Source organism: Blastococcus sp. SYSU D00820, from assembly GCF_054050695.1.
Map to the genome: position 1 here is coordinate 1 of NZ_JBJGZW010000027.1, position 22874 is coordinate 22874.

Here is a 22874-nt window from a genome sequence, read left to right on the forward strand (position 1 = left end):
GGGGGCTGAGCCCCCGCCGTGCCGCCGCCACCCCCCCCCCCCCCCCCCCCCCCCCCCCCCCCCCCCCCCCCCCCCCCCCCCCCCCCCCGCCGGTGGGGGCCCTGGTGGGCCCGCTGGCGATCGAGGTGCTGTTCGGTGCCGGCGCCCGGCCGTCGGCCGCGTTCGTGGCGGTGGTTGCCGCCGGCGTGGTGCTCGCCTCCGGCGCGCTCCTGGTCAACCAGGCGGTCCTGGTGCGGGAGCGGATCCACCGGCTGCTGGCCGCCTGGGCCCTCGCCACGGCCGCCGGCGCCCTGACCGTGGTGGCGGTGCCCGTCGACCCGCTGCTGCGGATCGCCCTGGCGCTGCTGGTCGGTCAGGTCACCGGGCTGGCCGGGCTGGTGCTGCCCGACGTCCGCCAGCGCGCCTCCGCCACGTCCCAGTAGCGGGCGCGGTCGTGCGGCCGGCGCACGGGAGCCGGCCGCGGCTCCGTGGGCAGCGGAAGGCTGGAGGTCAGGTCGAGGGTGAGGGTCGCGCTCATGGCAGGTGCTCCTTCTCGGGGGTGGGGATCAAAGGTCGACGCGGGCGAGGGAGTCGGTGGCGAGGAAGGCCCGGCGCAGCTCGGGGCTGAGCCCGTCGAACGGCGAGGCCTGGCTGCGGTGCGCGGCGATCGCGGCCTCCCGGCGGTCCAGCACCGCGGAGACGTCGAGGACGTCGGTCACCTCCGCGTCCAGGCGGCCGAGGGCGGCGGGGTCGAGGCCGAGGTAGGCGGTGTCCGGCCGCAGCCGGCGCATCTCGTCCAGCCACCGGCGCATCAGCGAGTTGGGGAGGCAGTGCTCGTACAGCCGCGGTAGGCCGGGCAGCCCGGTCAGCGCCCGGCGGACGGCCGCGCGCACGTGCAGGTGGTCGCGGTGGCCGTCGCTGCCGTCGAGGACGACGACCACCTGCGGCGCGGTCCCCGTGATCACGGCGGCCAGCGCGCCGGCCACGTCGTCCACCGGGGCGGCGCACAGCGCACCGTCGGCCAGCGGCCCGTCGAAGCCGGAGTCGCGGTACCCCAGCAGCTCGACGCGGGCCGCGCCCAGCGCCTCGGCGGCCCGGTGCAGCTCGGCCTCGCGCACCCGCCCGAGGTCGCCCGCGGGGGTGCCGGGCACCGCCTCGCCGGCCTCGCCGCGGGTGGCGCAGACGACGGTCACCGCCGCGCCGAGCGACGCGGCCCGGGCGATGATCGACCCGCAGCCGAAGGACTCGTCGTCGGGATGGGCGACGGCCACCACCCAGCGGTCGCCGGGGCGGACGTCGGTCAGCACGTCCCGCGCGAGGGCGGGCCCGGCCGTGGTCGTGCCTGTCGTCGTCATGCCCGGAGCGTGTCCGGGCCGACTTGACGGGCGCTTGGGATCCGGTGGGATCCCAGCTCAGGCCGGGGTCAGCCGGCCGAGCGCGGCAGCTGCGAGGCGGCCGCCTCGTCCAGCAGCCAGCGGGTGGCCCGCCGGCCGTGCACGCCGGCGGCCGGCGACTGGACACCGGAGAGCCCGCCGGACAGCGCGGCGGCGACCGCCTCGGCCTTGCCCTCGCCCGACACCAGCAGCCAGATCTCCTCGGCGGAGTTGATCGCCGTGAAGCCCAGGCTCACCCGGGTGGGCGGCGGCTTCGGGCAGTCGTGGACGGCGACCACCGGGCGCTCGTCCCGGGCGGCCGGCGAGTCGGGGAAGATCGACGCGACGTGCCCCTCGGGGCCCATGCCCAGCAGCAGGACGTCGAAGCGGGGGAGCGGGCCGTCGGTCGCGGCGGCGGCGAGCTGCTCGGTGTACCAGGCGGCGGCGTCCTCGGGGGTGGCGAACCCGGCGTCGGAGGCCGGCATGGCGTGCACCCGCTCCGGAGGAACCCCGACCGGGTCCAGCAGCGCCTGCCGCGCGCCGCCCTCGTTGCGCTCGGGGTCGCCGGCGGGCACGAAGCGCTCGTCGCCCCACCAGACGTCGACGGCCGTCCAGTCGACCCGCTCGCGCTCGGGCTCGGCGGCCAGGGCGGCGACCCGCTCGAGGACCGCGGTGCCGATGCCGCCGCCGGTGACCACCACCGACGCCGTCCCGTGCACCGCCTGGGCGGCCGCCAGCCGGGCGACCAGGGCCGAGGCGACCGCGCGGGCCAGCCGGTCGGCGTCGGGCTCGACCACCACGTCGGGCACCGGGCGGTCGCCGTCGGCGAGCGAGGCGGCGATGCGGTCGCCGGGGGAGAGGCTCACGCGACCGGCTCCTGCGCGTCGTGCTCCCCGTTCTGGGCGACCTCGTCGGCGTTCTCGGAGTCACCGGGCACGGTCGGCGCCGAGGCGCCGTCGCCCCCTCGACCCCGGGCCGGGTCGAACCACACGTGCTCGCGGACCGGCGACCGGTCGGCCAGGCCGGTCATCCCGGTGGCCGCCTCCAGCGCCTCGGCGTAGGGCTCGTCGGGGTCCAGCCGGCGCAGCTCCTCGCCCAACAGGTCGCCCAGCGGCCGGTCGGGCAGCGCCACCGTGGCGTCGGGCCGGTAGGGCTGGGTGACGACGGCACCGCCGCGCCGGTCGGCGGCGATGCGCACCTCCTCGTCCTGGTCCAGCTGCAGGACGACGGCGTCGACCCCGCTGGGGCCGGGGCGCCGGCCGGCCGGGGCCACCTCGACGGCACAGCCGCAGCGCGACGACAGCCAGCCCGCCAGCAGCTGCGCCGACGCGTTCCCCGCGTCCCCCTCGACCCGGCCGCCCTGCACCCGCACCGAGTCACCGCGGCGGCCGGAGACCGCGTCGAGCGTCGAGGTGAGGGTGGAGCGCCACGCGGTGATGCGGGTCCAGGAGAGGTCGGTGTCACCGGGGGCGTAGTCGGCCGCGCGGGTGCGCAGCGCGGCCAGGTGGTCCTCGGCGATCGAGCTGTCGGTGATCCGGCGGTCGGCGAAGACCGCGAGCGCGTCGGTGGACATCCGCTCCGGCGGTGCCGCGTGCCACCACGTGACCACCGGGGCGTCGGCGGCCAGCAGCGGCAGGACCACCGACTCGGCGTGCAGCGCCAGCCGGCCGTACATGCGCATGACGACGGCCTCGCCGGGGCCCAGCCGGCCGCCGATGAGCACCTCGGCGTCGAGCCGGGGCAGCGGCGCGTCGATCTGCCGGCGCACCACCACGAGGATGCGGCAGGGGTGCTGCTCGGCGGCGGCGGTGGCGGCCTCCTCGGCCTCGGCCACGCGGGCCTCGTCGGCGACCACGACCAGCGTCAGGGCGACGCCGGAGAGGACCGCCCCGCCGGTGCGCCGCTGGGCGGCCAGCTCCTTGACCACGGCCGAACCGGTGGTGTCCCAGAGGGTGGTCACGGGGTCTCCTCGTCTCGGTCGGTGGGCCGGGCGGTGCCGCTCATGGCCGGCGCCACCGGCGGCCCTCGGCGGCGAGCATCTCGTCGGCCGCCCGCGGCCCCCACTCGCCGGCGCGGTACGGGTGCGGGCTGCTGCCCGCCCAGAACTCCTCGAGCGGGTCGATGACCGCCCAGGACGCCTCGACCTCGGCGTTGCGGGGGAAGAGCGTGGCGTCGCCCAGGAGGACGTCGAGCAGCAGCCGCTCGTAGGCCTCGGGGCTGGTCTCGGTGAACTGCTCGCCGTAGAGGAAGTCCATGGAGACGTCCCGGACCTCCATGACGCTGCCCGGCACCTTCGACCCGAACTTGAGGGTGACCCCCTCGTCGGGCTGCACCCGGACGACGAGCTGGTTGTTGCCCAGCTCCTCGGTGTCGGTGTCGGCGAAGGGCAGGTGCGGCGCGCGCTTGAAGACCAGCGCGATCTCGGTGACCCGGCGGGGCAGCCGCTTGCCCGTCCGCAGGTAGAACGGCACCCCGGCCCAGCGGCGGGTCTCCACGCCGAGGCGGACCGCGGCGTAGGTCTCGGTGGTGGAGTCGTCGGCCACGCCCTCCTCCTGGCGGTAGCCGATGGCCCGCTGGCCGGCCAGCCAGCCCTGCTCGTACTGACCGCGGACGGCGGCGGTGTGCATGTCCTCGGGCAGCGAGACCGCCCGCAGCACCTTGAGCTTCTCGGTGCGGATCTCCTCGGCGGAGAACTCGACCGGCTCCTCCATGGCGGTCAGCGCCAGCAGCTGCAGCAGGTGGTTCTGCAGCACGTCCCGCGCCGCGCCGGTCTTCTCGTAGAACCCGGCCCGGCCGCCGATGCCGACGTCCTCGGCCATGGTGATCTGCACCGAGTCGACGTGGTGGCCGTTCCAGATCGGCTCGAACAGCGTGTTGGCGAACCGCAGGGCCAGCAGGTTCTGGACCGTCTCCTTGCCCAGGTAGTGGTCGATCCGGAAGACGTCGTCCGGGCCGAACACCGAGTCGACCAGCTCGTTGAGCTCGCGGCTGGAGGCCAGGTCGGTGCCGAACGGCTTCTCGACCACCACGCGGCGCCAGCGGTCGGGGGTGGTCTCGGCCATGCCGGTGCGCTGCATCTGCTTGAGCACCACCGGGAACATCGCCGGCGGGATCGACAGGTAGAACGCGGCGTTGCCGCCGATGCCGTGGCTGCCCTCGAGCTCGCCCAGCGCGGCGGACAGCTCGTCGAAGGCGTTGTCGTCGTCGAAGGACCCCTGGACGAACCGGACGCTGCCGGCCAGCCGCTCCCACACCTCCTCGCGCCACGGCGTGCGGGCGGCCTTGCGGGCGGCGTCGCGGGCCAGCTCGGCGAAGTCCTGGTCGCCCCAGTCGCGGCGGGCGAAGCCCAGCAGCGCGAAGTTGGTCGGCAGCAACCCGCGGTTGGCCAGGTCGTACACGGCCGGCAGCAGCTTCTTGCGCGCCAGGTCGCCGGTGATGCCGAACACCACCAGGGCGCACGGGTCCGGCACCCGCGGCAGCCGCCGGTCCCGCGGATCCCGCAGCGGGTTGACGATCATGGTCCGTCCTCGAGGTCGGAGGGGACGCCGTCGATCGGCCCGGCGGTGGACCGGACGGCGGGGGAGTCCTGCGGCTGATCCTCGCCGGGAGGGCTCAGCGGGGGCACCCCGGGCCGGGTCGCGGCGTGCCCGCCGCGACCCGGCCGGGGTCTCACTTCTTGTCCTTCAGCTCCTGCTCGACCGACGTCGTCAGCTCGTCCCACGAGTCGACGAACTTCTGCACGCCCTCCTCCTCGAGGACGCGGAAGACGTCGTCGAGGTCGACGCCGGCGTCGGCGATCGACCGCATCACCGCGGCGGCCTCGTCGTAGGTCTTCTGCACCGGCGTGCCAGGGCTGCCGTGGTCGGCGTAGGCCATGAGCGTCTTCTCCGGCATCGTGTTCACGGTGCCGGGGGCGATGAGCTCGCTGACGTACAGGGTGTCGGGGTAGTCGGGGTTCTTGACCCCGGTCGAGGCCCACAGCGGCCGCTGCGGGCGGGCACCCTTGGCCTCCAGCGCCTTCCAGCGGTCGGAGGAGAAGACCTCCTCGTAGGCCTGGTAGGCCAGCTGGGCGTTGGCCAGCGCCGCCTTGCCCTTCAGCGAGGCGTCGGCACCGGCCTTCTCCAGCCGCTTGTCGATCTCGCTGTCCACGCGGGACACGAAGAACGACGCCACCGACGCGATACCCGACAGGTCGGCGTCGGGGTCGTCGGCCAGGCGCTGCTCGAGGCCGTCGAGGTAGGCGTCCATGACCTTGCGGTAGCGCTCGAGGCTGAAGATCAGGGTGACGTTCACGCTGATGCCGCGGCCGATCGAGGTGGCGATGGCCGGCAGCCCGGCCTCGGTCGCCGGGATCTTGATGTACAGGTTGGGCCGGTCGACCAGCCACCACAGGTGCGCGGCCTCGGCCGCGGTGGCGTCGGTGTCGTGCGCCAGGCCGGGGGCCACCTCCAGCGAGACCCGGCCGTCGCCGGGCTGCCGCTGCGCGATGGGGGCCAGCAGGTCGCAGGCGTCGCGGACGTCGGCCGCGGTGATGGTGCGCAGCGCCTCCTCGACGCTGACGTCGCGCACCGCCAGGGCGTGCAGCTGGTCGTCGTAGGACTCCGACCCGCTGATCGCCGCGGCGAAGATCGTCGGGTTGGTGGTGACGCCGACGACGGAGTGCTCGTCGACCAGCGACTGCAGGTTGCCGCTGCGGATCCGGTCGCGGGACAGGTCGTCGAGCCAGACGGCGACCCCCGCGGCCGACAGCTCGGCCAGCTTCTCGTTCTGTGCCATGACAGCCCTTCCTCGATGGGTTCGCGGTCTACTTGTCGCCGGTGGGGTGGGGGAGGCCGCCGGTGGCCGCGACGGGACCGGCGGGGACGCCGGGCCCGGCGGCGGCCGCCTCGATGCTCTCGCGGGCGGCGGCGACGACGGCCTCGTCGGTGAGCCCGAACTTCTCGTAGAGGACGGAGTAGGCGGCGCTGGCGCCGTAGTGGGTGAGGCCGACGATCCGGCCGGCGTCGCCGACGAACTCGCGCCAGCCCATCGGCACCCCGGCCTCGACGCTGACCCGCGCCCGGACCGCGGGCGGGAGCACCTCGTCCTTGTAAACCTGGTCCTGGTCGGCGAACCACTCCACGCACGGCACCGACACCACGCGGGTCGGGACGCCGTCGGCCTCCAGCCGCTCGCGCGCGGCCACCGCGATCTGAACCTCCGAGCCGGTGCCGAGGAGGATCACCTCCGGCCGGCCGTTCGAGGCGTCGGCCAGCACGTACGCGCCCCGTGCGGTGCCCTCGGCCGAGGCGAACTGCGACCGGTCGAACACTGGCAGGTTCTGCCGGGACAGCAGCAGGCCGGCCGGGCGGTCGTTGTTCTCCAGCACCGTGCGCCAGGCGACGGCGACCTCGTTGGCGTCGGCCGGCCGGACGACGTCCAGCCCCGGGATGGCCCGCAGCGCCGCGAAGTGCTCGATCGGCTGGTGGGTCGGGCCGTCCTCGCCGAGGCCGATGGAGTCGTGCGTCCACACGTAGATCACCGGCAGCTGCATCAGCGCGGCCAGGCGGACGGCGCCGCGCATGTAGTCGGAGAAGGTGAGGAAGGTGCCGCCGTAGACGCGGGTGCCGCCGTGCAGCGCGATGCCGTTCATGACCGCGCCCATGGCGTGCTCGCGGACGCCGAAGTGCAGCGTGCGCCCGTAGGGGCCGCCGCTCCACATCTTGGTCTGGCGGTCGGCGGGCAGGAACGACGGCTCGCCCTTGACCGCGGTGTTGTTGCTCTCCGCGAGGTCGGCCGAGCCGCCCCACAGCTCGGGCAGCACCGGGTACAGGGCGGCGAGCACCTCGCCGGAGGCCTTGCGGGTGGCCACGCCCTTGGGGTCGGCGTCCCACGACGGCAGCGCGTCGGCCCAGCCGTCGGGCAGCGTGCGGCTGGACATGCGCTCGAGCAGCGCGGCGCCGGAGGGGTTGGCCTGCTGCCAGGCGGCGAAGCGCTCGTCCCACTCGGCGTGCGCCTGCCGGCCGCGCTCGGTCACCTCGCGGGCGTGCGCGATGACCTCGGGCGCGACCTCGAAGCTCTGCCCGGGGTCGAAGCCGAGCACCTCCTTGGTGGCGCGCACCTCGTCCTCGCCGAGCGCGGAGCCGTGCGCGGCGCCGGTGTTCTGCTTGGTGGGCGCCGGCCAGCCGATGATGGTGCGCAGGACGATGAGCGACGGGCGGCCGGTCTCGGCCTTGGCCGCGGCGAAGGCGGCGTCGACGGCGGCGAGGTCCTCGCCGTCGTCCACGTGCTGGACGTGCCAGCCGTAGGCCTCGTAGCGCTTGCCGACGTCCTCGGTGAAGGCGACGTTCGTGTCGTCCTCGATGGAGATCTTGTTGTCGTCGTAGACGAGCACCAGGTTCCCCAGCCGCTGGGTGCCGGCCAGCGACGAGGCCTCCGCGCTGACGCCCTCCTCGAGGTCGCCGTCGGAGCAGAAGGCCCAGATCGTGTGGTCGAACAGGCTCTCGCCCTCGGGGGCGTCGGGGTCGAACAGGCCGCGCTCGCGGCGGGCGGCCATCGCCATGCCGACGGCGTTGCCGACGCCCTGGCCCAGGGGGCCGGTCGTCGTCTCGACGCCGGGGGTGTGGTTGACCTCGGGGTGGCCGGGGGTCAGCGACCCCCACGTGCGCAGCGCCTGGAGGTCCTCGATTTCCAGCCCGTAGCCGGAGAGGTACAGCTGCACGTACAGGGTCAGGCTCGAGTGCCCCATGGACAGCACGAAGCGGTCGCGGCCGGTCCAGTTCGGGTCGGTGGGGTCGTGCCGCAGCCACTTCTGGAAGAGCAGGTAGGCCGTGGGGGCCATGCTCATCGCGGTGCCGGGGTGGCCGTTGCCGACCTTCTGGACGGCGTCCATCGCCAGCACCCGCGCGGTGTCGATGGCCCGGCGGTCGAGCTCGCCGAAGCCGTCGGGCAGCGTCGGGTTCGGCTGGCGAGGGTCCCCGGTCGGGCTGTCGGTGGCAGCTTCAGCCGGGGCCTCGGGCGCGGTGCTCTGCGTTCCCATGTGCTTGCGTGCTCCCTCGGGTCGGGCCTGGTGGGCCGTCCGGGCGGCCGGCGGGCCGCTCCCGGGCGGACGACGGTGCGCGGAGCGGCGGCGGTGCAGCGCCCGTCCTCGTCGACGTCGGCCCTACCCGCTGCGCCCGCAGCATCAACGTGACCAGACCCTAGTCATCCACGCCCGGTGCGCGGCGGCCCGCGGGCTACAGTTGGTCCGTTCTGCATCTCCCCGCCGAAGGGACCCCCGTGCTGTCTGCCCGCCCGGTGCCCGGCCCGGCGACGGCGGAGGGCTCCCGGTGACGGCGCTCTCGGAACGCCCCGCCGTCGACGCGCGCCGGTTCTCCCGCGTGGTGGCGGGCTACGTCGCGCTGACCAAGCCCAAGCTGGTCGAGCTGCTGCTGGTCACCACCCTGCCGGCGATGATGCTCGCCGCCGACGGCTGGCCCTCCTGGGGCCTGGTAGTGGCCACCATGGTCGGCGGCACCCTCGCGGCCGGCGCGGCCAACGTCGTCAACTGCTGGTACGACCGCGACATCGACCGGCTGATGTCCCGCACGCGGGACCGGCCGATCCCCTCCGGGCTGATCTCCCCGCGGGCCGCGCTGGTGTTCGGCGTCGTCCTGGCCGCCGCGTCGCTCACGCTGATGTGGGTGGCCACGACGCCGCTGGCCACCGCGCTCACGGCCGTGGCGATCCTCGCCTACTCCATCGTCTACACGATGGTGCTCAAGCGCCGGACCAGGCACAACACCGTCTTCGGTGGCCTGCCCGGGGCCGCGCCGGTGCTCATCGGGTGGGCCGCGGTGACCGGCTCGCTGGACTGGCCCGCCGTCGCCTTCTTCGCCATCGTCTTCTGCTGGCAGATGCCCCACTTCTGGGCCCTGGCCAGCCGCTACCGCGAGGACTACGCGCGGGTCGGCGTCCCGATGCTGTCGGTGGTCGCCGGCCCGGCGAGCGTCGGTCGCCAGTCGGTGGCGTGGGCATGGGGCACGCTGGGGGCGACCCTGCTCATGGGGTCGATCACCCCCGTGCTGGGCTGGGCCTTCGCGATCGGCGGCGGCGCGCTGGGTGCCTGGTACGTGATCGAGTCCCACCAGTGGCTGCGCCGGATCCAGAGCGCCGAGCCCGACCGCCCGATGCGGCTGTTCACGGTGTCGATCACGCACATGACGCTGCTGTCGGTCGCCATCGCGATCGACGTCCTGCTCTAGTCGTCCCCGGCGTCGCGGGCGCTGTGCGCTCCGGGCCCGCTCCGGCGCCGGATCGGGCCCGGACCGCGCACTGCCCGGGTGCCGGGTGACGGGTCAGCGGGTGGCGGGCACCTGGCGGACGGCGTCGTCCAGCGGCAGCTCCGACGCCGGTCCGCGCACCGACCACACCAGCCGCGCGGTGTAGGCGGTCAGCACCACCGCGCCCAGCATGTGCAGCAGCACCAGCACGACCGGCAGGTGCGTGAAGTACTGCACGAAGCCGACGACGCCCTGGGCCAGCTGCACGACCAGCAGGTCGCGGGCCGCCCGGCGCACCCGGCCGGCGGTGTCCATGGCGTGCAGGGCGACCAGCAGCGCGATGGTCAGCCCGACGAGCAGGAAGACGGCGTCGGCGTGCAGCTGGCTGACCGTCTCGGGGTCGAAGCCCATGCGGTCACCGGTCGGGACGCCGGAGTCGTCGAGGTCGCCGCTGTGCGGGCCGCTGCCGGTCACGATCGTGCCGAGCACCAGCACCAGCGCGCTGACCGCGGCGATCCCGCCGATCAGCAGCGCCACCGGGCGGCGCACCAGGAGCTGGCCCACGCCGGGCTCGCGGGAGCGCAGCCACAGCACGGTCGACAGCGCGACCAGGGCGGTGGACACGAGGAAGTGGACGGCCACGGTCCACGGGTTCAGCCCGGTGAGGACGGTGACCCCGCCGATGGCCGCCTGGAGCGGGATGCCGAGGAAGGTCAGCACCGCCAGCGGCCGCAGGTCCCGCCGGGCCGAGCGCCACACCGCCACGAGGACGGCGACCGCCACCACGGTCAGCACGAAGGTGAGCAGCCGGTTGCCGAACTCGATCAGGCCGTGCCCGGCCATCTCCGGCGTGGTGACGAAGCTGTCCTCGGTGCACCGCGGCCAGGTGGGGCAGCCCAGGCCCGACCCGGTGAGGCGGACCACGCCCCCGGTGACCACGATCGCGCCGTTGGCGACGACGTTGGCCAGCGCCAGGCGGGAGATGACGGCGGGGGAGAACGAGGCGGGCAGGACCGGCACGGTCCGATGCTAGGTGGTCGGGGGAGCGGGGTAGGGCCGTCGGCGACCCTCCCCGCCGCCCAGCAGTGAGCGGTGGGTCACGTCCTCCGACGGATCGAGTGGCATGACCAGCGGATTCCCCGGCGGCTTCGGCAGCCCCTTCGACGAGTTCTTCGCGCGCTACCTGGGTGGGGGCGGCCAGCGCGGCCCCCGGCGCATCGACATCGGCCAGCTGCTCAGCGAGCACGGCCGCCGGCTCGTGTCGGCCGCGGCCCACCACGCCGCCGGGACCGGCAGCCCCGACCTCGACACCCACCACCTGCTCTGGGCCATGACCGACGACGAACCGACGCGGAGCCTGCTGTCCCGGGCCGGCGCCGATCCCGACGCCCTGCGGCGGCAGCTGGACGGCGTGCCGCCGCGCGGCGAGCCCCGGGAGGAGCCGCCGGTGCTCACCCCCGCGGCCAAGCGGGTGCTGCTCGACGCCCACCAGGTCTCCCGGGCGCTGGGCTCGACCTACATCGGCCCGGAGCACCTGCTGTTCGCGATGGCGGTCAACCCCGAGTCCCCCGGTGGGCAGGTGCTGCGCGCGCTCGGCGTCACGCCGGAGGCGCTGCAGCAGGCCGCGACCGGGGGCGGCGGGGGCGGCGGCGCCGGTGCCGGGCAGGGCAGCCCGGGCCGGCCGCCGTCGTCCACCCCGACGCTGGACGAGTTCGGCCGCGACCTCACCGAGATGGCCCGCGACGGCAAGCTCGACCCCGTCGTCGGCCGCGAGGAGGAGATCGAGCAGACCCTCGAGGTGCTCTCCCGCCGCCGCAAGAACAACCCGGTGCTCATCGGGGAGGCCGGCGTCGGCAAGACCGCGATCGTCGAGGGCATCGCCGCGCAGATCGCCGCCGACGAGGTGCCCGAGACCCTCCGCGGCCGCCGCGTCGTCGAGCTCGACCTGACCGGCCTGGTCGCTGGCACCCGGTACCGCGGCGACTTCGAGGAGCGGCTGAAGAAGATCATCGACGAGATCCGCGAGCACAGCGACGAGGTCATCGCCTTCATCGACGAGCTGCACACCGTCGTCGGCGCCGGCGCGTCCGAGGGCTCCGGCGGCGCGGGGAACATGCTCAAGCCCGCGCTGGCCCGCGGGGAGCTGCACATCATCGGGGCCACGACGCTCGACGAGTACCGCCGCAACATCGAGAAGGACGCCGCCCTGGAGCGCCGGTTCCAGCCGATCCTCGTGCCCGAGCCCGGCGTCGAGGACGCCGTGGAGATCCTCCGCGGCCTGCGCGACCGCTACGAGGCCCACCACCAGGTGCGCTTCACCGACGAGGCGCTGGTGGCCGCGGTCGAGCTGTCCGACCGGTACGTCCCCGACCGGCACCTGCCGGACAAGGCGATCGACCTGATCGACCAGGCCGGCGCCCGGGTGCGCCGCCGGGTGAAGACCCCGCCCACGGACCTGCGCGGGCTCGAGCAGGAGGTCGCGCGGCTGCAGCGGGAGAAGGACCAGGCGGTCGCCGCCGAGCAGTACGAGCGGGCCGTCGAGCTGCGCGACGCCCTCGCCGAGGCGACGCAGCGGCTGGAGCAGGCGCGCGGCGGCGGGGACGCCGGCGTGCCCTGCGTCGAGGTCGCCGACATCGCCGAGGTCGTGTCCCGCTCCACCGGCATCCCGGTCAGCCAGCTCACCCAGGAGGAGATGCAGCGGCTGCTCGGCCTGGAGGAGCACCTGCACCGGCGGGTGATCGGCCAGGACGAGGCGGTCGCCGTCGTCGCCGAGGCGGTGCGCCGCTCCCGGGTGGGCCTGGCCGACCCCGACCGGCCGATCGGCAGCTTCCTGTTCCTGGGCCCCACCGGCGTCGGGAAGACCGAGCTGGCCAGGGCGCTGGCCGAGGCGCTGTTCGGCGACGAGGACCGGATGATCCGGCTGGACATGAGCGAGTTCCAGGAACGGCACACCGTCAGCCGGCTGGTGGGCTCGCCGCCCGGCTACGTCGGCTACGAGGACGCCGGGCAGCTGACCGAGGCGGTCCGCCGGCGGCCCTACTCCGTGGTCCTGCTCGACGAGATCGAGAAGGCCCACCCCGACGTCTTCAACACCCTGCTGCAGGTGCTGGACGACGGGCGGCTGACCGACTCGCAGGGCCGCACGGTCGACTTCAAGAACACCGTGGTGATCATGACCAGCAACCTGGGGTCCGAGCTGGTCGTGGGCCGCCGCCAGCCGCTGGGCTTCGGGGCGGGCTCGGCCGGCGACGCGCTGCGCGACCAGGTGATGCGGCGGCTGCGCGAGTCCTTCCGCCCCGAGTTCCTCAACCGGATCGACGAGATCGTCGTCTTCCAGGCCCTCGAACCCGAGCAGCTGCGCCGGATCACCGACCTGCTGCTGGGGGAGACCCGCCGGCGGATGGCCGCCCAGGACGTCGAGCTGGAGTTCGACGACGCCGCGGTCGACTGGCTGGCCGAGCGGGGGCACCAGCCGGAGTTCGGCGCCCGGCCGCTGCGCCGGGTGATCCAGCGCGAGGTCGACAACCCGATGTCCCGGCTGCTGCTGGACGGCCGGATCCGCAAGGGGCAGCGGGTGCGGGTGACCGTCGCGGACGGCGCCCTGTCCTTCGAGCCGGCCGGCGACCGGGCGGCGGCGGAGGCCGGGCAGGCCTGAGCGGTCGGGGTCCCGGGGTGTGGGTCCGGTCACGGCCGGCCGCTCCCCGGGACCCGGTGGTTGCAGCCTGCCGGAAATAGGTCACAATCGTGTTGTGGAAAGCGAGCTGGTGCACCCCGCCCGGCCGTCGGCGACCGCCGACGACGGGCGCACCCGGCAGCGCGTCACCGCGCTGCTGCTGGAGCACGGCCCCCAGACCGCGGCCGAGCTGGCCGGCCGGCTCGGCGTCTCGCCGTCCGCCGTCCGGCGGCACCTCGACGCGCTGGTCGCCACCGGCCGGGTCGAGGAGCGGCAGGCCACCGGCGCCCAGCGGGGCCGCGGCCGCCCGGCCCGGCGGTTCCACCTGACCGACGCCGGCCGCTCGACGTTCCCGCACGCCTACGACGACCTGGCCCTGACCGCGCTGCGGCACATCGCCGCCTCGCAGGGCCCCGACGCCGTCCGCGCCGTCGCCGAGGCCCAGCTCGCCGGCCTCGAGCAGCGCTGCTCCGCCGCCGTCGACGAGGCCGCCTCGGCCGCGCCGCCGGCCGCCCAGGACCGCGCCATCCACCGGGCGCAGGCCCTGGCCGGGGCGCTGACCGCCGAGGGCTACGCTGCGGCGGCCTCGGTGATCGCCAGCGGCGGGCAGCTGTGCCAGCACCACTGCCCGGTCGCGCACGTGGCCGCGGAGTTCCCGCAGCTCTGCGAGGCCGAGACGGCGGTCATCGGCCGCCTGGTCGGCACCCACGTCCAGCGGCTGGCGACCATCGCCCACGGCGACGGGGTGTGCACCACGCACATCCCGGGACCGACCCGCTCCACCGACCTGCCTCACACGCGCGCGGGGAACAGATCGACCCCCGCGCGCCCTGTACCGGGTGAGCGAGCAGCGCGGCACCCGCGCACCGCACCGTCCACCAGCACCCCCTCGAGCGACCGGGAGAGGACGCCCGCATGACCAGCACCCAGCAGCCGGTGAGCAGCACGCCGCTGACGCAGGACGAGCAGATCGAGCAGCTCGGCCGGTACCAGTACGGCTGGGCTGACGCCGACGTGGCCGGGGCCTCCGCCCGCCGCGGGATCGACGAGGACGTCGTCCGGGACATCTCGCGCCGCAAGAACGAGCCCGAGTGGATGCTCGAGCGGCGGCTCAAGGCCCTCAAGATCTTCGACCGGAAGCCCATGCCCGACTGGGGCTCGGACCTCTCCGGCATCGACTTCCAGAACATCAAGTACTTCGTGCGCTCGACCGAGGCCCAGGCGACCTCGTGGGACGAGCTGCCCGAGGACATCAAGAACACCTACGACAAGCTGGGCATCCCCGAGGCGGAGAAGCAGCGGCTCATCGCCGGTGTCGCGGCCCAGTACGAGTCCGAGGTCGTCTACCACAAGATCCGCGAGGACCTCGAGGAGCAGGGCGTCCTCTTCCTCGACACCGACACCGCGCTCAAGGAGCACGAGGACCTCTTCCGCGAGTACTTCGGCTCGGTGATCCCGGCCGGCGACAACAAGTTCGCCGCGCTGAACACCGCGACGTGGTCCGGCGGGTCGTTCATCTACGTGCCCAAGGGCGTCCACGTGGAGATCCCGCTGCAGGCCTACTTCCGGATCAACACCGAGAACATGGGCCAGTTCGAGCGGACGCTGATCATCGTCGACGAGGGCGCCTACGTGCACTACGTCGAGGGCTGCACCGCGCCGATCTACAAGAGCGACTCGCTGCACTCCGCGGTCGTCGAGATCATCGTCAAGAAGAACGCGCGCTGCCGGTACACGACCATCCAGAACTGGTCGAACAACGTCTACAACCTGGTCACCAAGCGGGCGGTCGCCCACGAGGGCGCGACCATGGAGTGGATCGACGGCAACCTCGGCTCCAAGGTCACCATGAAGTACCCGGCGGTCTGGATGACCGGCGAGCACGCCAAGGGCGAGGTGCTTTCCATCGCCTTCGCCGGCGAGGGCCAGCACCAGGACGCCGGCGCCAAGATGGTGCACGCCGCGCCGAACACCTCCTCGACGATCGTCAGCAAGTCGGTCGCGCGCGGCGGTGGCCGCACCTCCTACCGCGGGCTGGTGCAGATCGACGAGGGCGCGCACGGCTCGAAGTCGACGGTGAAGTGCGACGCGCTGCTGGTCGACGCGATCAGCCGGTCGGACACCTACCCCTACGTCGACGTCCGCGAGGACGACGTCGCCATGGGGCACGAGGCGACCGTCTCCCGCGTCAGCGAGGACCAGCTCTTCTACCTCATGAGCCGCGGCATGACCGAGGACGAGGCCATGGCGATGGTGGTGCGCGGCTTCGTCGAGCCGATCGCCCGCGAGCTGCCCATGGAGTACGCCCTCGAGCTCAACCGCCTGATCGAGCTGCAGATGGAAGGTGCCGTCGGCTGATGTCGGCCAGCGCTGAGAACAGCACCACCACCGAGGACGTCGCGGTCGCGCCCGCCACCCTCGCCGGCGAGCTCTTCGCCCCCGGCGTGGGTGCGCAGGCCGGCCCGCCGACCACCCCGGCCCCGGGCACCGGGACGGCCGGCGACGCCGCGCCCGGCGCCCACTCGCACGGCGGCCCGGTGCCCACCGGCTCCCCGGCCGAGCGGTTCACCTCTCCCGACCCCGACGCGTTCGGCGAGCCGAGCGGCCGCGAGGAGGACTGGCGCTTCACCCCGATGCGCCGGGTCCGCCCGCTGCTGCGCGGCACCGACACCGGTGCGCGCCCGCGGTGGGAGACCGACCTCCCCGACGGCGTCGAGCTCACCACCGTCGCGGCCGGCGACCCGCTGCTCGAGGGCCTGCCCGAGCCGGTCGACCGGCTGGCCGCGCTGACCCGGCGGCACGCCGGCGGCGCGACCGTCGTCCGGGTGCCGGCCGAGGCCGACCTCGACCGGCCGGTCGTGCTCGCCCTGCGCGGCACCGGCGGCGAGGACGTCGTCTGGGGCCAGCTGGTCGTCGAGGTCGGCCCGTTCGCCCGCGCCACCGTCGTGCTCGACCACTCCGGCCTGGCCCGCTACTCCGGCGGGGTCACCGTGCGCGCCGGCGACAGCGCGCAGGTCACCGTCGTCTCGGTGCAGGACTGGGCGCCGGGCGCGCTGCACGGCGGCCAGTACGACACCGTCGTGGGCCGCGACGCCACCGTGAAGCAGGTCGTGGTCACCCTGGGCGGCGACCTGGTGCGCCTGGTCAGCAACGTGCGGTACGCCGGTCCCGGCGGCACCGCCGAGCTCTACGGCGTCTACTTCGCCGACGAGACCCAGCACCAGGAGCACCGGCTCTGGGTCGACCACGCGGTGCCGCACTGCCGCAGCAACGTCCTCTACAAGGGCGCGCTGCAGGGCGAGGAGGCGCACACGGTGTGGGTCGGCGACGTCCGCATCCGCCCGCAGGCGATCGGCACCGACACCTACGAGCTCAACCGCAACCTGGTGCTCACCGACGGCGCCCGCGCCGACTCGGTGCCCAACCTGGAGATCGAGACCGGCGAGATCGTCGGGGCCGGCCACGCCAGCGCCACCGGCCGGTTCGACGACGAGCAGCTGTTCTACCTGTGCTCGCGCGGCATCGACGCCGAGACCGCCCGCCGCCTGGTGGTGCGCGGCTTCTTCGCCGACGTCGTCCAGCACATCGGGCTGCCCGACCTGCAGGACCGCCTGATGGCCTCCATCGAGGCGCGTCTGGGTGCCCTGCCCGCGCTCGACGAGCAGCCGGTGGAGCAGCCGGCATGAGCTTCCAGCGGGTGTGCGCCGTCGCCGACGTCCCGGAGGCCGGCGCGCTGCGCGTCGAGCTGCGGGACGTCGACGTCGCCGTCGTCCGCAGCGGGGGAGAGCTGTACGCCCTCGAGGACCTCTGCTCGCACGCCGAGGTCGCCCTCTCCGAGGGCGACGTCGAGGTGACCGACGGCGTCCCCACCATCGAGTGCTGGCTGCACGGGTCCTGCTTCGACCTGCGCACCGGCGAGCCCACCAACCTGCCGGCCACCGAGCCGGTGTCCGTCTACCCGGTCCGGGTGGAGGGCGACGACGTCCTGGTCGACGTCGCCGCGACCCTCCGCGCCGCGGCCGGAAACTGAGGAGCGAGAGTGTCCGTCGACACGCAGACCACCCCCGGCGGCGGGGCCGCCGGCGCTGGCTCGGTGCTGGAGATCCGCGACCTGCACGTCAGCGTCGGCGAGGGCGACGAGGCCAAGGAGATCCTCCGCGGCGTCGACCTCACCGTCCGCGCGGGCGAGACCCACGCGATCATGGGCCCCAACGGGTCGGGCAAGTCCACCCTGGCCTACTCGATCGCCGGGCACCCCAAGTACACGATCACCGGCGGCACGGTGACCCTCGACGGCGAGGACGTCCTCGCGATGAGCGTCGACGAGCGGGCCCGCGCCGGGCTGTTCCTCGCCATGCAGTACCCGGTCGAGGTGCCCGGCGTCTCGGTGAGCAACTTCCTGCGCACCGCCGCCACCGCCGTCAAGGGCGAGGCCCCCAAGCTGCGCACCTGGGTCAAGGACGTCCGCAGCGAGATGGCCGCGCTGGAGATGGACCCGGCGTTCGCCGAGCGCAACGTCAACGAGGGCTTCTCCGGCGGTGAGAAGAAGCGCCACGAGATCCTGCAGATGCGGCTGCTCAAGCCGCGCATCGCGATCCTCGACGAGACCGACTCCGGCCTCGACGTCGACGCGCTGCGGATCGTCTCCGAGGGCGTCAACCGCACCCGCGAGGAGGGCCAGGTCGGCGTCCTGCTGATCACCCACTACACGCGGATCCTGCGCTACATCAAGCCCGACTTCGTGCACGTCTTCGTCGCCGGCCGGGTCGTCGAGGAGGGCGGCCCCGAGCTCGCCGAGAAGCTCGAGAACGAGGGCTACGCCAGCTACGTCAAGGGCACCGCGGAGGGTGCCGAGTCATGACCCAGACCGTCTCGCGTCCCGGTGCCGGGGCGCGCACGCCCCTGCCGTTGGACGTCGAGGCGATCCGCGCGGACTTCCCGATCCTGTCGCGCACCGTCCGCGACGGGAAGCGGCTGGTCTACCTCGACTCCGGCGCCACCTCGCAGAAGCCGCGCAGCGTCCTGGACGCCGAGCGCTGGTTCTACGAGACGGTGAACGCCGCTCCGCACCGCGGCGCGCACCAGCTGGCCGAGGAGGCCACCGGCGCCTACGAGCAGGCCCGCGCCACCATCGCCGGCTTCATCGGTGCGCGCACCGACGAGGTCGTCTTCACCCGCAACTCGACCGAGGCGATCAACCTGGTCGCCTACGCGCTGTCGAACGCGGCCACCGCCAAGGAGCCGGCCTTCCGCCGGTACGCCGTCGGCCAGGGCGACGAGATCGTCGTGACCGAGATGGAGCACCACGCCAACCTGGTGCCCTGGCAGCAGCTGTGCGAGCGCACCGGGGCGACCCTGCGCTGGCTGGGCCTCACCGACGACGGCCGGCTCGACCTGGCCGACCTGGCCACCGTGGTCACCGAGCGCACCAAGCTCGTCGCGGTCACCCAGCAGTCCAACATCCTGGGCACGATCAACCCGCTGGCCGACATCGTCGCCCGGGCCCGCGAGGTCGGTGCGCTGGTGCTGGTCGACGGCGCGCAGTCGGTGCCGCACCAGCCGGTCGACGTGACCGAGCTGGGCGCGGACTTCCTGGTGTTCTCCGGGCACAAGATGCTCGGCCCCACCGGGATCGGCGTCCTCTGGGGCCGCTACGACGTCCTCGACGCGCTGCCGCCGTTCCTCACCGGCGGGTCGATGATCGAGGTCGTGCGCATGGAGGGCAGCACCTTCATGCCGCCGCCGCAGCGCTTCGAGGCCGGCGTCCCGATGACCGCCCAGGCCATCGGCCTCGGCGCGGCCGTCGAGTACCTGCAGCGCCTGGGCATGGACAAGGTGCAGGCGCACGAGGAGGCGCTCACCGCCTACGCCCTCGAGCAGCTGGCGCAGATCCCCGGCGTCACCGTGGTCGGCCCGCCCGACACCGTGGCCCGCGGCGGGGCGATCTCCTTCACCGTCGAGGGCATCCACCCGCACGACGTCGGCCAGGTGCTCGACGACCTCGGCATCGCCGTCCGCGTCGGCCACCACTGCGCCTGGCCGGTCGTGCGCCGCTACGGCGTCCCGGCCACCACCCGCGCGACGTTCTACGTGCACACCGGGTACGACGACGTCGACGCGCTCGCCGACGGAATCCGGGAAGCCCAGCGCTTCTTCGGCGTTGCACCCTCCGTGCCATCGGAGAACAGGGCGGGCTGAGATGCAGCTGGAGTCGATGTACCAGGACATCATCCTGGACCACTACCGGAACCCCCACGGCCGCGGCCTGCGGGAACCGTTCGAGGCCGAGGTCCACCACGTGAACCCGACCTGCGGCGACGAGGTCACCCTCCGCGTGCACCTGGACGGCGAGACGATCGCCGACGTCTCCTACGAGGGGATGGGCTGCTCGATCAGCCAGGCGTCGGTGTCGGCGATGTACGACCTCGTCGTCGGCCGCACCGTGCCCGAGGCGCTGCACACCGGCGACCGGTTCATGACGCTGATGCAGAGCAAGGGCGACGCCTCCGTCGCCGAGGAGCTCGAGGACGAGCTGGAGGACGCCGTCGCGTTCGCCGGCGTCTCGAAGTACCCGGCCCGGATCAAGTGCGCCCTCATGAGCTGGATGGCGCTCAAGGACGCCAGCGCCCGAGCCCTGTCCGTGTCCGACACCGCCCCGGCTGGAGGCCAGCAGGCATGAGCGAGATCACCGAGAACACCACGCCCGACACCGCCGTCGACACCGGCTCCGGCGAGGCGCCGGCCGCGCTGCCGGCGTACAAGACCGCGCTGCTCGAGGACGTCGAGGAGGCCATGCGCGACGTCGTCGACCCCGAGCTGGGGGTCAACGTCGTCGACCTGGGCCTGGTCTACGGCATCGACGTCGACGACTCCGGCGAGAACAGCGTCGCGGTCATCGACATGACGCTCACCTCGGCGGCCTGCCCGCTGACCGACGTCATCGAGGACCAGGCGCGCGCCGCGCTGGTCGGCGGCCCCGGCCCCGGGCTGGTCGACGACCTGCGGATCAACTGGGTTTGGATGCCGCCGTGGGGTCCGGACAAGATCACCGACGACGGCCGCGAGCAGCTGCGCGCCCTCGGCTTCCGCGTGTGAGGAAGGACCCCCTTCCTCCCCGCCCTTCGCACGCTCAGGTCGGGGCCCTGGAAGGGGGCCTCGCGGGGCTGCTGGCCTGGATCGCCGACGGTCACCAGCCGCCGGCGGACGCCAGCGTGACCGTCCTGCCCGCGCCTCCCGGGGCGCGGGCAGTCGTCGTCGGTGGCACCGCGTGGCACGTGGTCGCCGCCGACGTCGACCCCGCGTGGGTGGCCGCCGCCGTCGCGCACGACCCGCTGGCCGCGCCTCTGGGCGCCCGCTTCCTGGCCGCGCTGGGCGACCGCGTGGGCTACGAGCCCGGTGTGGTCGACGCCGTGCTGGTGGCGCTGCCGTCACCCGCGGGCGCCGGGCTGGACCTGCGCCCCGCCGAGGCCGGCGACCACCCGCGGGTGGCCCGCGCGCACCTGCACCGCAGCGACGTGCGGGTGTGGGCCACCCCCGACGACGCCGGCGTGCTGATCGTCGGCCGCGGGGTCGCCGGTCGGTGGGAGGTGAGCCTGGAGGTCGACCCGGCCGCCCGCGGGCGCGGCCTCGGCACGGCGCTGGCCGCCGCGGCGCCGGGGTTCGTGCCCGACGGCGCACCCCTGTGGGCGCAGGTCGCGCCGGCCAACACCGCCTCGCTGCGCGCCTTCCTCGCCGCCGGCTACCGGCCGGTGGGGGCGGAGGTGCTGTTCGGGCCCTGAGCCCGCTCAGCGCAGGTCGGCCAGCCGGGCACCGGACCCGCCGGCCGGCCGCAGCTCCCGGCGCGCGCCGAGGGCCAGCAGCGCGACCCCCACGGCGAGGGCGCCGGTGACCGGCAGCGGCAGCGCGACCGCGGCCAGGCCGAGCCCCAGGGCCACCGCCGTGACCGCCCCGATGACCAGCGGTGCCCGCAGCGACCACCGCGCGCCGCCGGCCATCGCCAGCGCCGCGGCGACCAGCACCAGCACCGGCCGCAGCGCTCCGGGCGCGGTCACGGCCAGCACCGTCGACGGCACCGCGGCCACGAGCAGTCCCGGCCCCCAGGCCGGCCCCGACGGTCCGGTGCGCAGCCGCGGCCCGGCCGCCAGCAGCAGCCCCGCGGCGGCGGTCAGCGTGTACGCCTCGATCTCCGCGAACCGCGCGCCGGCCAGCGCGGCGGTGGTCCACGCCGCGAGCACCAGCTCGACCGACCCCGCGCCGCGGGCGGCGGCGGCCTCGGCCCCGCTGCGGGCGGTCCAGGCCACCCCGACGGCGAGCGCGCCCTGCACGGCCAGGTGGGCGGCCATCAGCCGGCGGTCGCCGTCGGCGAGCACCAGCCCGACGGCCGCGACCGCGCAGACCACCCCGGCGCCGGTGGTGGGTCGCCGGGTCTCCGCCGCGAGGGCGCCCCCGGCGACCAGGGTCGCGCCGTACAGGCCGGTGAGCGCGGCGGCGGCCCCGGCCGGCCCGGTCAGGTCGCCGGGCACGGCCACCAGCGCCGCGGCCGCCAGGCAGCCGACCGCGGTGGGCACCGCCACCGGCCGCTCGTCGGCCCGCCGCACCGCGACCCAGGCGCTGGGCACCGCGGTGAGCACCAGCAGCAGCACGAGCCCGCGCCACGAGCCGGACCCGACCAGCTGCACCACCGAGACGGTGACCAGGGTGGCGCCGGCGGTGACGGCCGCGGGCAGGAGCAGGCCGCGGCGCCAGCCCTCCAGCGTGGCCGCGGCGACGGCGGCGAGCAGCACCCCCAGGTAGCCGGCGACCACCACGGTGCCGGTGCCGGCCGACAGCGCGCCGGCGACCGCCGTCCCGGCCACCGCCCCCGACAGCACGGGAACGGCGGCCGGCGGGCCGGTCAGCCCCTCGACGGCGGGCTCCAGCCGCACCACCAGCAGGCCCGCGGCGGCCGCGACCGTCAGCGCCGCGGAGGCCCACCCCGCCGGTCCGCCGTCGCTCCAGGCGGTCGTGGCGCCGCCCAGCACACCGGCGAGCCACCACGGGGCGGTGGTGACCAGCACGATGCGGGCGAGCGGCCGCCGGGCGGCGAGGGTGACGACGAGGCCGGTCAGCGCGACGGTCAGCAGGGCGGCGGTGCGCACCGGCCCGTCGGCGACCCCCTCCAGCAGCCGCAGGGCGGCGAGCTGGAACGCGGCCCAGGCGCCCAGCGGCCACGCCAGCGGCCCGGGCTGGAGACGGGCGATGCCGGCGAGGGCGGCCGCGAGGAGGACCGGCGTGGCGGGGCTGCCCGACAGGGCGGGCTCCTCGGCCGTCGCCACCAGGGTGAGCGCGACCGCCGCCGCGGCGAGCGCCTCCCGGGTGCTGCGCAGCCGCACCCGGGAGCTCCAGGCGGACAGGCCGCCCGCCGCGACCGCGAGCAGCAGCACCGACCCGCGGGCGACCGGGCCGCCGGTGCGGGCGGCGGTCGCCGCACCGGCGCAGACGACCAGCACCGCCCCGACGGTGAGCAGCACCTGCGTCGGGCGGGCGCGGTAGGGCAGGGGTGGCGGAGCGGTCACTGCCACCTCCTCGCGTCGCGGCCGACCGGTCCACGCTAGAGCCGCGTGCCAGGCG

At 74.9% G+C, this 22874-nt stretch carries 20 protein-coding genes; 12 read left to right on the forward strand and 8 right to left on the reverse strand.

Going from position 1 to position 22874, the window contains the following annotated elements; genetic code table 11:
- Positions 1–92: 92 nt before the first annotated feature.
- Positions 93–422, forward strand: a complete 330-nt coding sequence (locus tag ACI79R_RS20720) for a hypothetical protein (protein WP_456575561.1) — start codon at positions 93–95, stop codon at positions 420–422.
- 123 nt (positions 423–545) lie between these two features.
- On the opposite strand, the gene ACI79R_RS20725 is transcribed toward ACI79R_RS20720, so the two are convergent.
- The 6 genes from ACI79R_RS20725 to tkt all read right to left on the reverse strand — a co-directional run bounded on the left by ACI79R_RS20725 (position 546) and on the right by tkt (position 8370).
- On the reverse strand, positions 546–1334 hold the full coding sequence (locus tag ACI79R_RS20725; protein ID WP_456575562.1) for a PIG-L deacetylase family protein: 789 nt from the start codon (positions 1332–1334) through the stop codon (positions 546–548).
- A 68-nt stretch (positions 1335–1402) separates the two neighbouring features.
- Positions 1403–2218 (reverse strand): 6-phosphogluconolactonase, encoded by an 816-nt coding sequence (pgl, locus tag ACI79R_RS20730; RefSeq protein WP_456575563.1) that lies wholly within the window; start codon positions 2216–2218, stop codon positions 1403–1405.
- On the reverse strand, positions 2215–3312 hold the full coding sequence (locus ACI79R_RS20735) for a glucose-6-phosphate dehydrogenase assembly protein OpcA (protein ID WP_456575564.1): 1098 nt from the start codon (positions 3310–3312) through the stop codon (positions 2215–2217). Before ACI79R_RS20735 ends, pgl begins: the two co-directional genes overlap by 4 nt.
- 40 nt (positions 3313–3352) lie before the next feature.
- On the reverse strand, positions 3353–4870 hold the full coding sequence (zwf, locus tag ACI79R_RS20740; RefSeq protein WP_456575565.1) for a glucose-6-phosphate dehydrogenase: 1518 nt from the start codon (positions 4868–4870) through the stop codon (positions 3353–3355).
- Between the two features lie 151 nt (positions 4871–5021).
- Positions 5022–6128 (reverse strand): transaldolase, encoded by a 1107-nt coding sequence (gene tal, locus ACI79R_RS20745; protein ID WP_456575566.1) that lies wholly within the window; start codon positions 6126–6128, stop codon positions 5022–5024.
- Between the two features lie 28 nt (positions 6129–6156).
- Positions 6157–8370 (reverse strand): transketolase, encoded by a 2214-nt coding sequence (gene tkt / locus ACI79R_RS20750; RefSeq protein WP_456575567.1) that lies wholly within the window; start codon positions 8368–8370, stop codon positions 6157–6159.
- Between the two features lie 289 nt (positions 8371–8659).
- Between tkt and ACI79R_RS20755 the strand changes: the two genes are divergently transcribed.
- A complete protein-coding gene (locus tag ACI79R_RS20755) occupies positions 8660–9574 on the forward strand; it encodes a heme o synthase (protein WP_456575568.1) in 915 nt (304 codons plus the stop codon).
- Between the two features lie 93 nt (positions 9575–9667).
- On the opposite strand, the gene ACI79R_RS20760 is transcribed toward ACI79R_RS20755, so the two are convergent.
- Entirely contained in the window at positions 9668–10612 is a 945-nt protein-coding gene (locus tag ACI79R_RS20760; protein ID WP_456575569.1) for a COX15/CtaA family protein, read from the reverse strand.
- Positions 10613–10715: 103 nt separating this feature from the next.
- Here ACI79R_RS20760 and ACI79R_RS20765 point away from each other — a divergent pair, with 103 nt between their 5' ends.
- From ACI79R_RS20765 to ACI79R_RS20810, 10 genes are all read left to right on the forward strand, one after another.
- The gene (locus ACI79R_RS20765) at positions 10716–13247 is read left to right on the forward strand and encodes an ATP-dependent Clp protease ATP-binding subunit (protein ID WP_456575570.1); all 2532 of its coding nucleotides are present in this window, start codon (positions 10716–10718) and stop codon (positions 13245–13247) included.
- 94 nt (positions 13248–13341) lie between these two features.
- Positions 13342–14184 carry a helix-turn-helix transcriptional regulator gene (locus ACI79R_RS20770; protein ID WP_456575571.1) on the forward strand — a complete coding sequence of 281 codons (843 nt, stop codon included), beginning with the start codon at positions 13342–13344 and terminating at the stop codon, positions 14182–14184.
- A complete protein-coding gene (sufB, locus tag ACI79R_RS20775; RefSeq protein ID WP_456575572.1) occupies positions 14181–15623 on the forward strand; it encodes a Fe-S cluster assembly protein SufB in 1443 nt (480 codons plus the stop codon). Before ACI79R_RS20770 ends, sufB begins: the two co-directional genes overlap by 4 nt.
- On the forward strand, positions 15623–16951 hold the full coding sequence (gene sufD / locus ACI79R_RS20780; RefSeq protein WP_456575573.1) for a Fe-S cluster assembly protein SufD: 1329 nt from the start codon (positions 15623–15625) through the stop codon (positions 16949–16951). The genes sufB and sufD overlap by 1 nt, the downstream gene beginning before the upstream one ends.
- Complete coding sequence (locus ACI79R_RS20785; RefSeq protein ID WP_456575574.1) at positions 16948–17295, forward strand: non-heme iron oxygenase ferredoxin subunit; 348 nt, start codon at positions 16948–16950, stop codon at positions 17293–17295. The genes sufD and ACI79R_RS20785 overlap by 4 nt, the downstream gene beginning before the upstream one ends.
- A gap of 9 nt (positions 17296–17304) precedes the next feature.
- Positions 17305–18126 carry a Fe-S cluster assembly ATPase SufC gene (sufC, locus tag ACI79R_RS20790; protein ID WP_456575575.1) on the forward strand — a complete coding sequence of 274 codons (822 nt, stop codon included), beginning with the start codon at positions 17305–17307 and terminating at the stop codon, positions 18124–18126.
- Positions 18123–19463 (forward strand): cysteine desulfurase, encoded by a 1341-nt coding sequence (locus tag ACI79R_RS20795; RefSeq protein WP_456575576.1) that lies wholly within the window; start codon positions 18123–18125, stop codon positions 19461–19463. The genes sufC and ACI79R_RS20795 overlap by 4 nt, the downstream gene beginning before the upstream one ends.
- Before the next feature lies 1 nt (position 19464).
- Positions 19465–19944, forward strand: coding sequence for a Fe-S cluster assembly sulfur transfer protein SufU (gene sufU, locus ACI79R_RS20800; protein WP_456575577.1), 480 nt, complete (start codon positions 19465–19467; stop codon positions 19942–19944).
- Positions 19941–20360, forward strand: a complete 420-nt coding sequence (locus tag ACI79R_RS20805; protein ID WP_456575578.1) for a metal-sulfur cluster assembly factor — start codon at positions 19941–19943, stop codon at positions 20358–20360. Before sufU ends, ACI79R_RS20805 begins: the two co-directional genes overlap by 4 nt.
- A gap of 116 nt (positions 20361–20476) precedes the next feature.
- On the forward strand, positions 20477–21043 hold the full coding sequence (locus tag ACI79R_RS20810) for a GNAT family N-acetyltransferase (protein ID WP_456575579.1): 567 nt from the start codon (positions 20477–20479) through the stop codon (positions 21041–21043).
- Positions 21044–21049: 6 nt separating this feature from the next.
- Here the strand turns inward: ACI79R_RS20810 and ACI79R_RS20815 are convergent, their stop codons facing one another.
- A complete protein-coding gene (locus ACI79R_RS20815; protein WP_456575580.1) occupies positions 21050–22819 on the reverse strand; it encodes an SCO7613 C-terminal domain-containing membrane protein in 1770 nt (589 codons plus the stop codon).
- Positions 22820–22874: the final 55 nt, after the last annotated feature.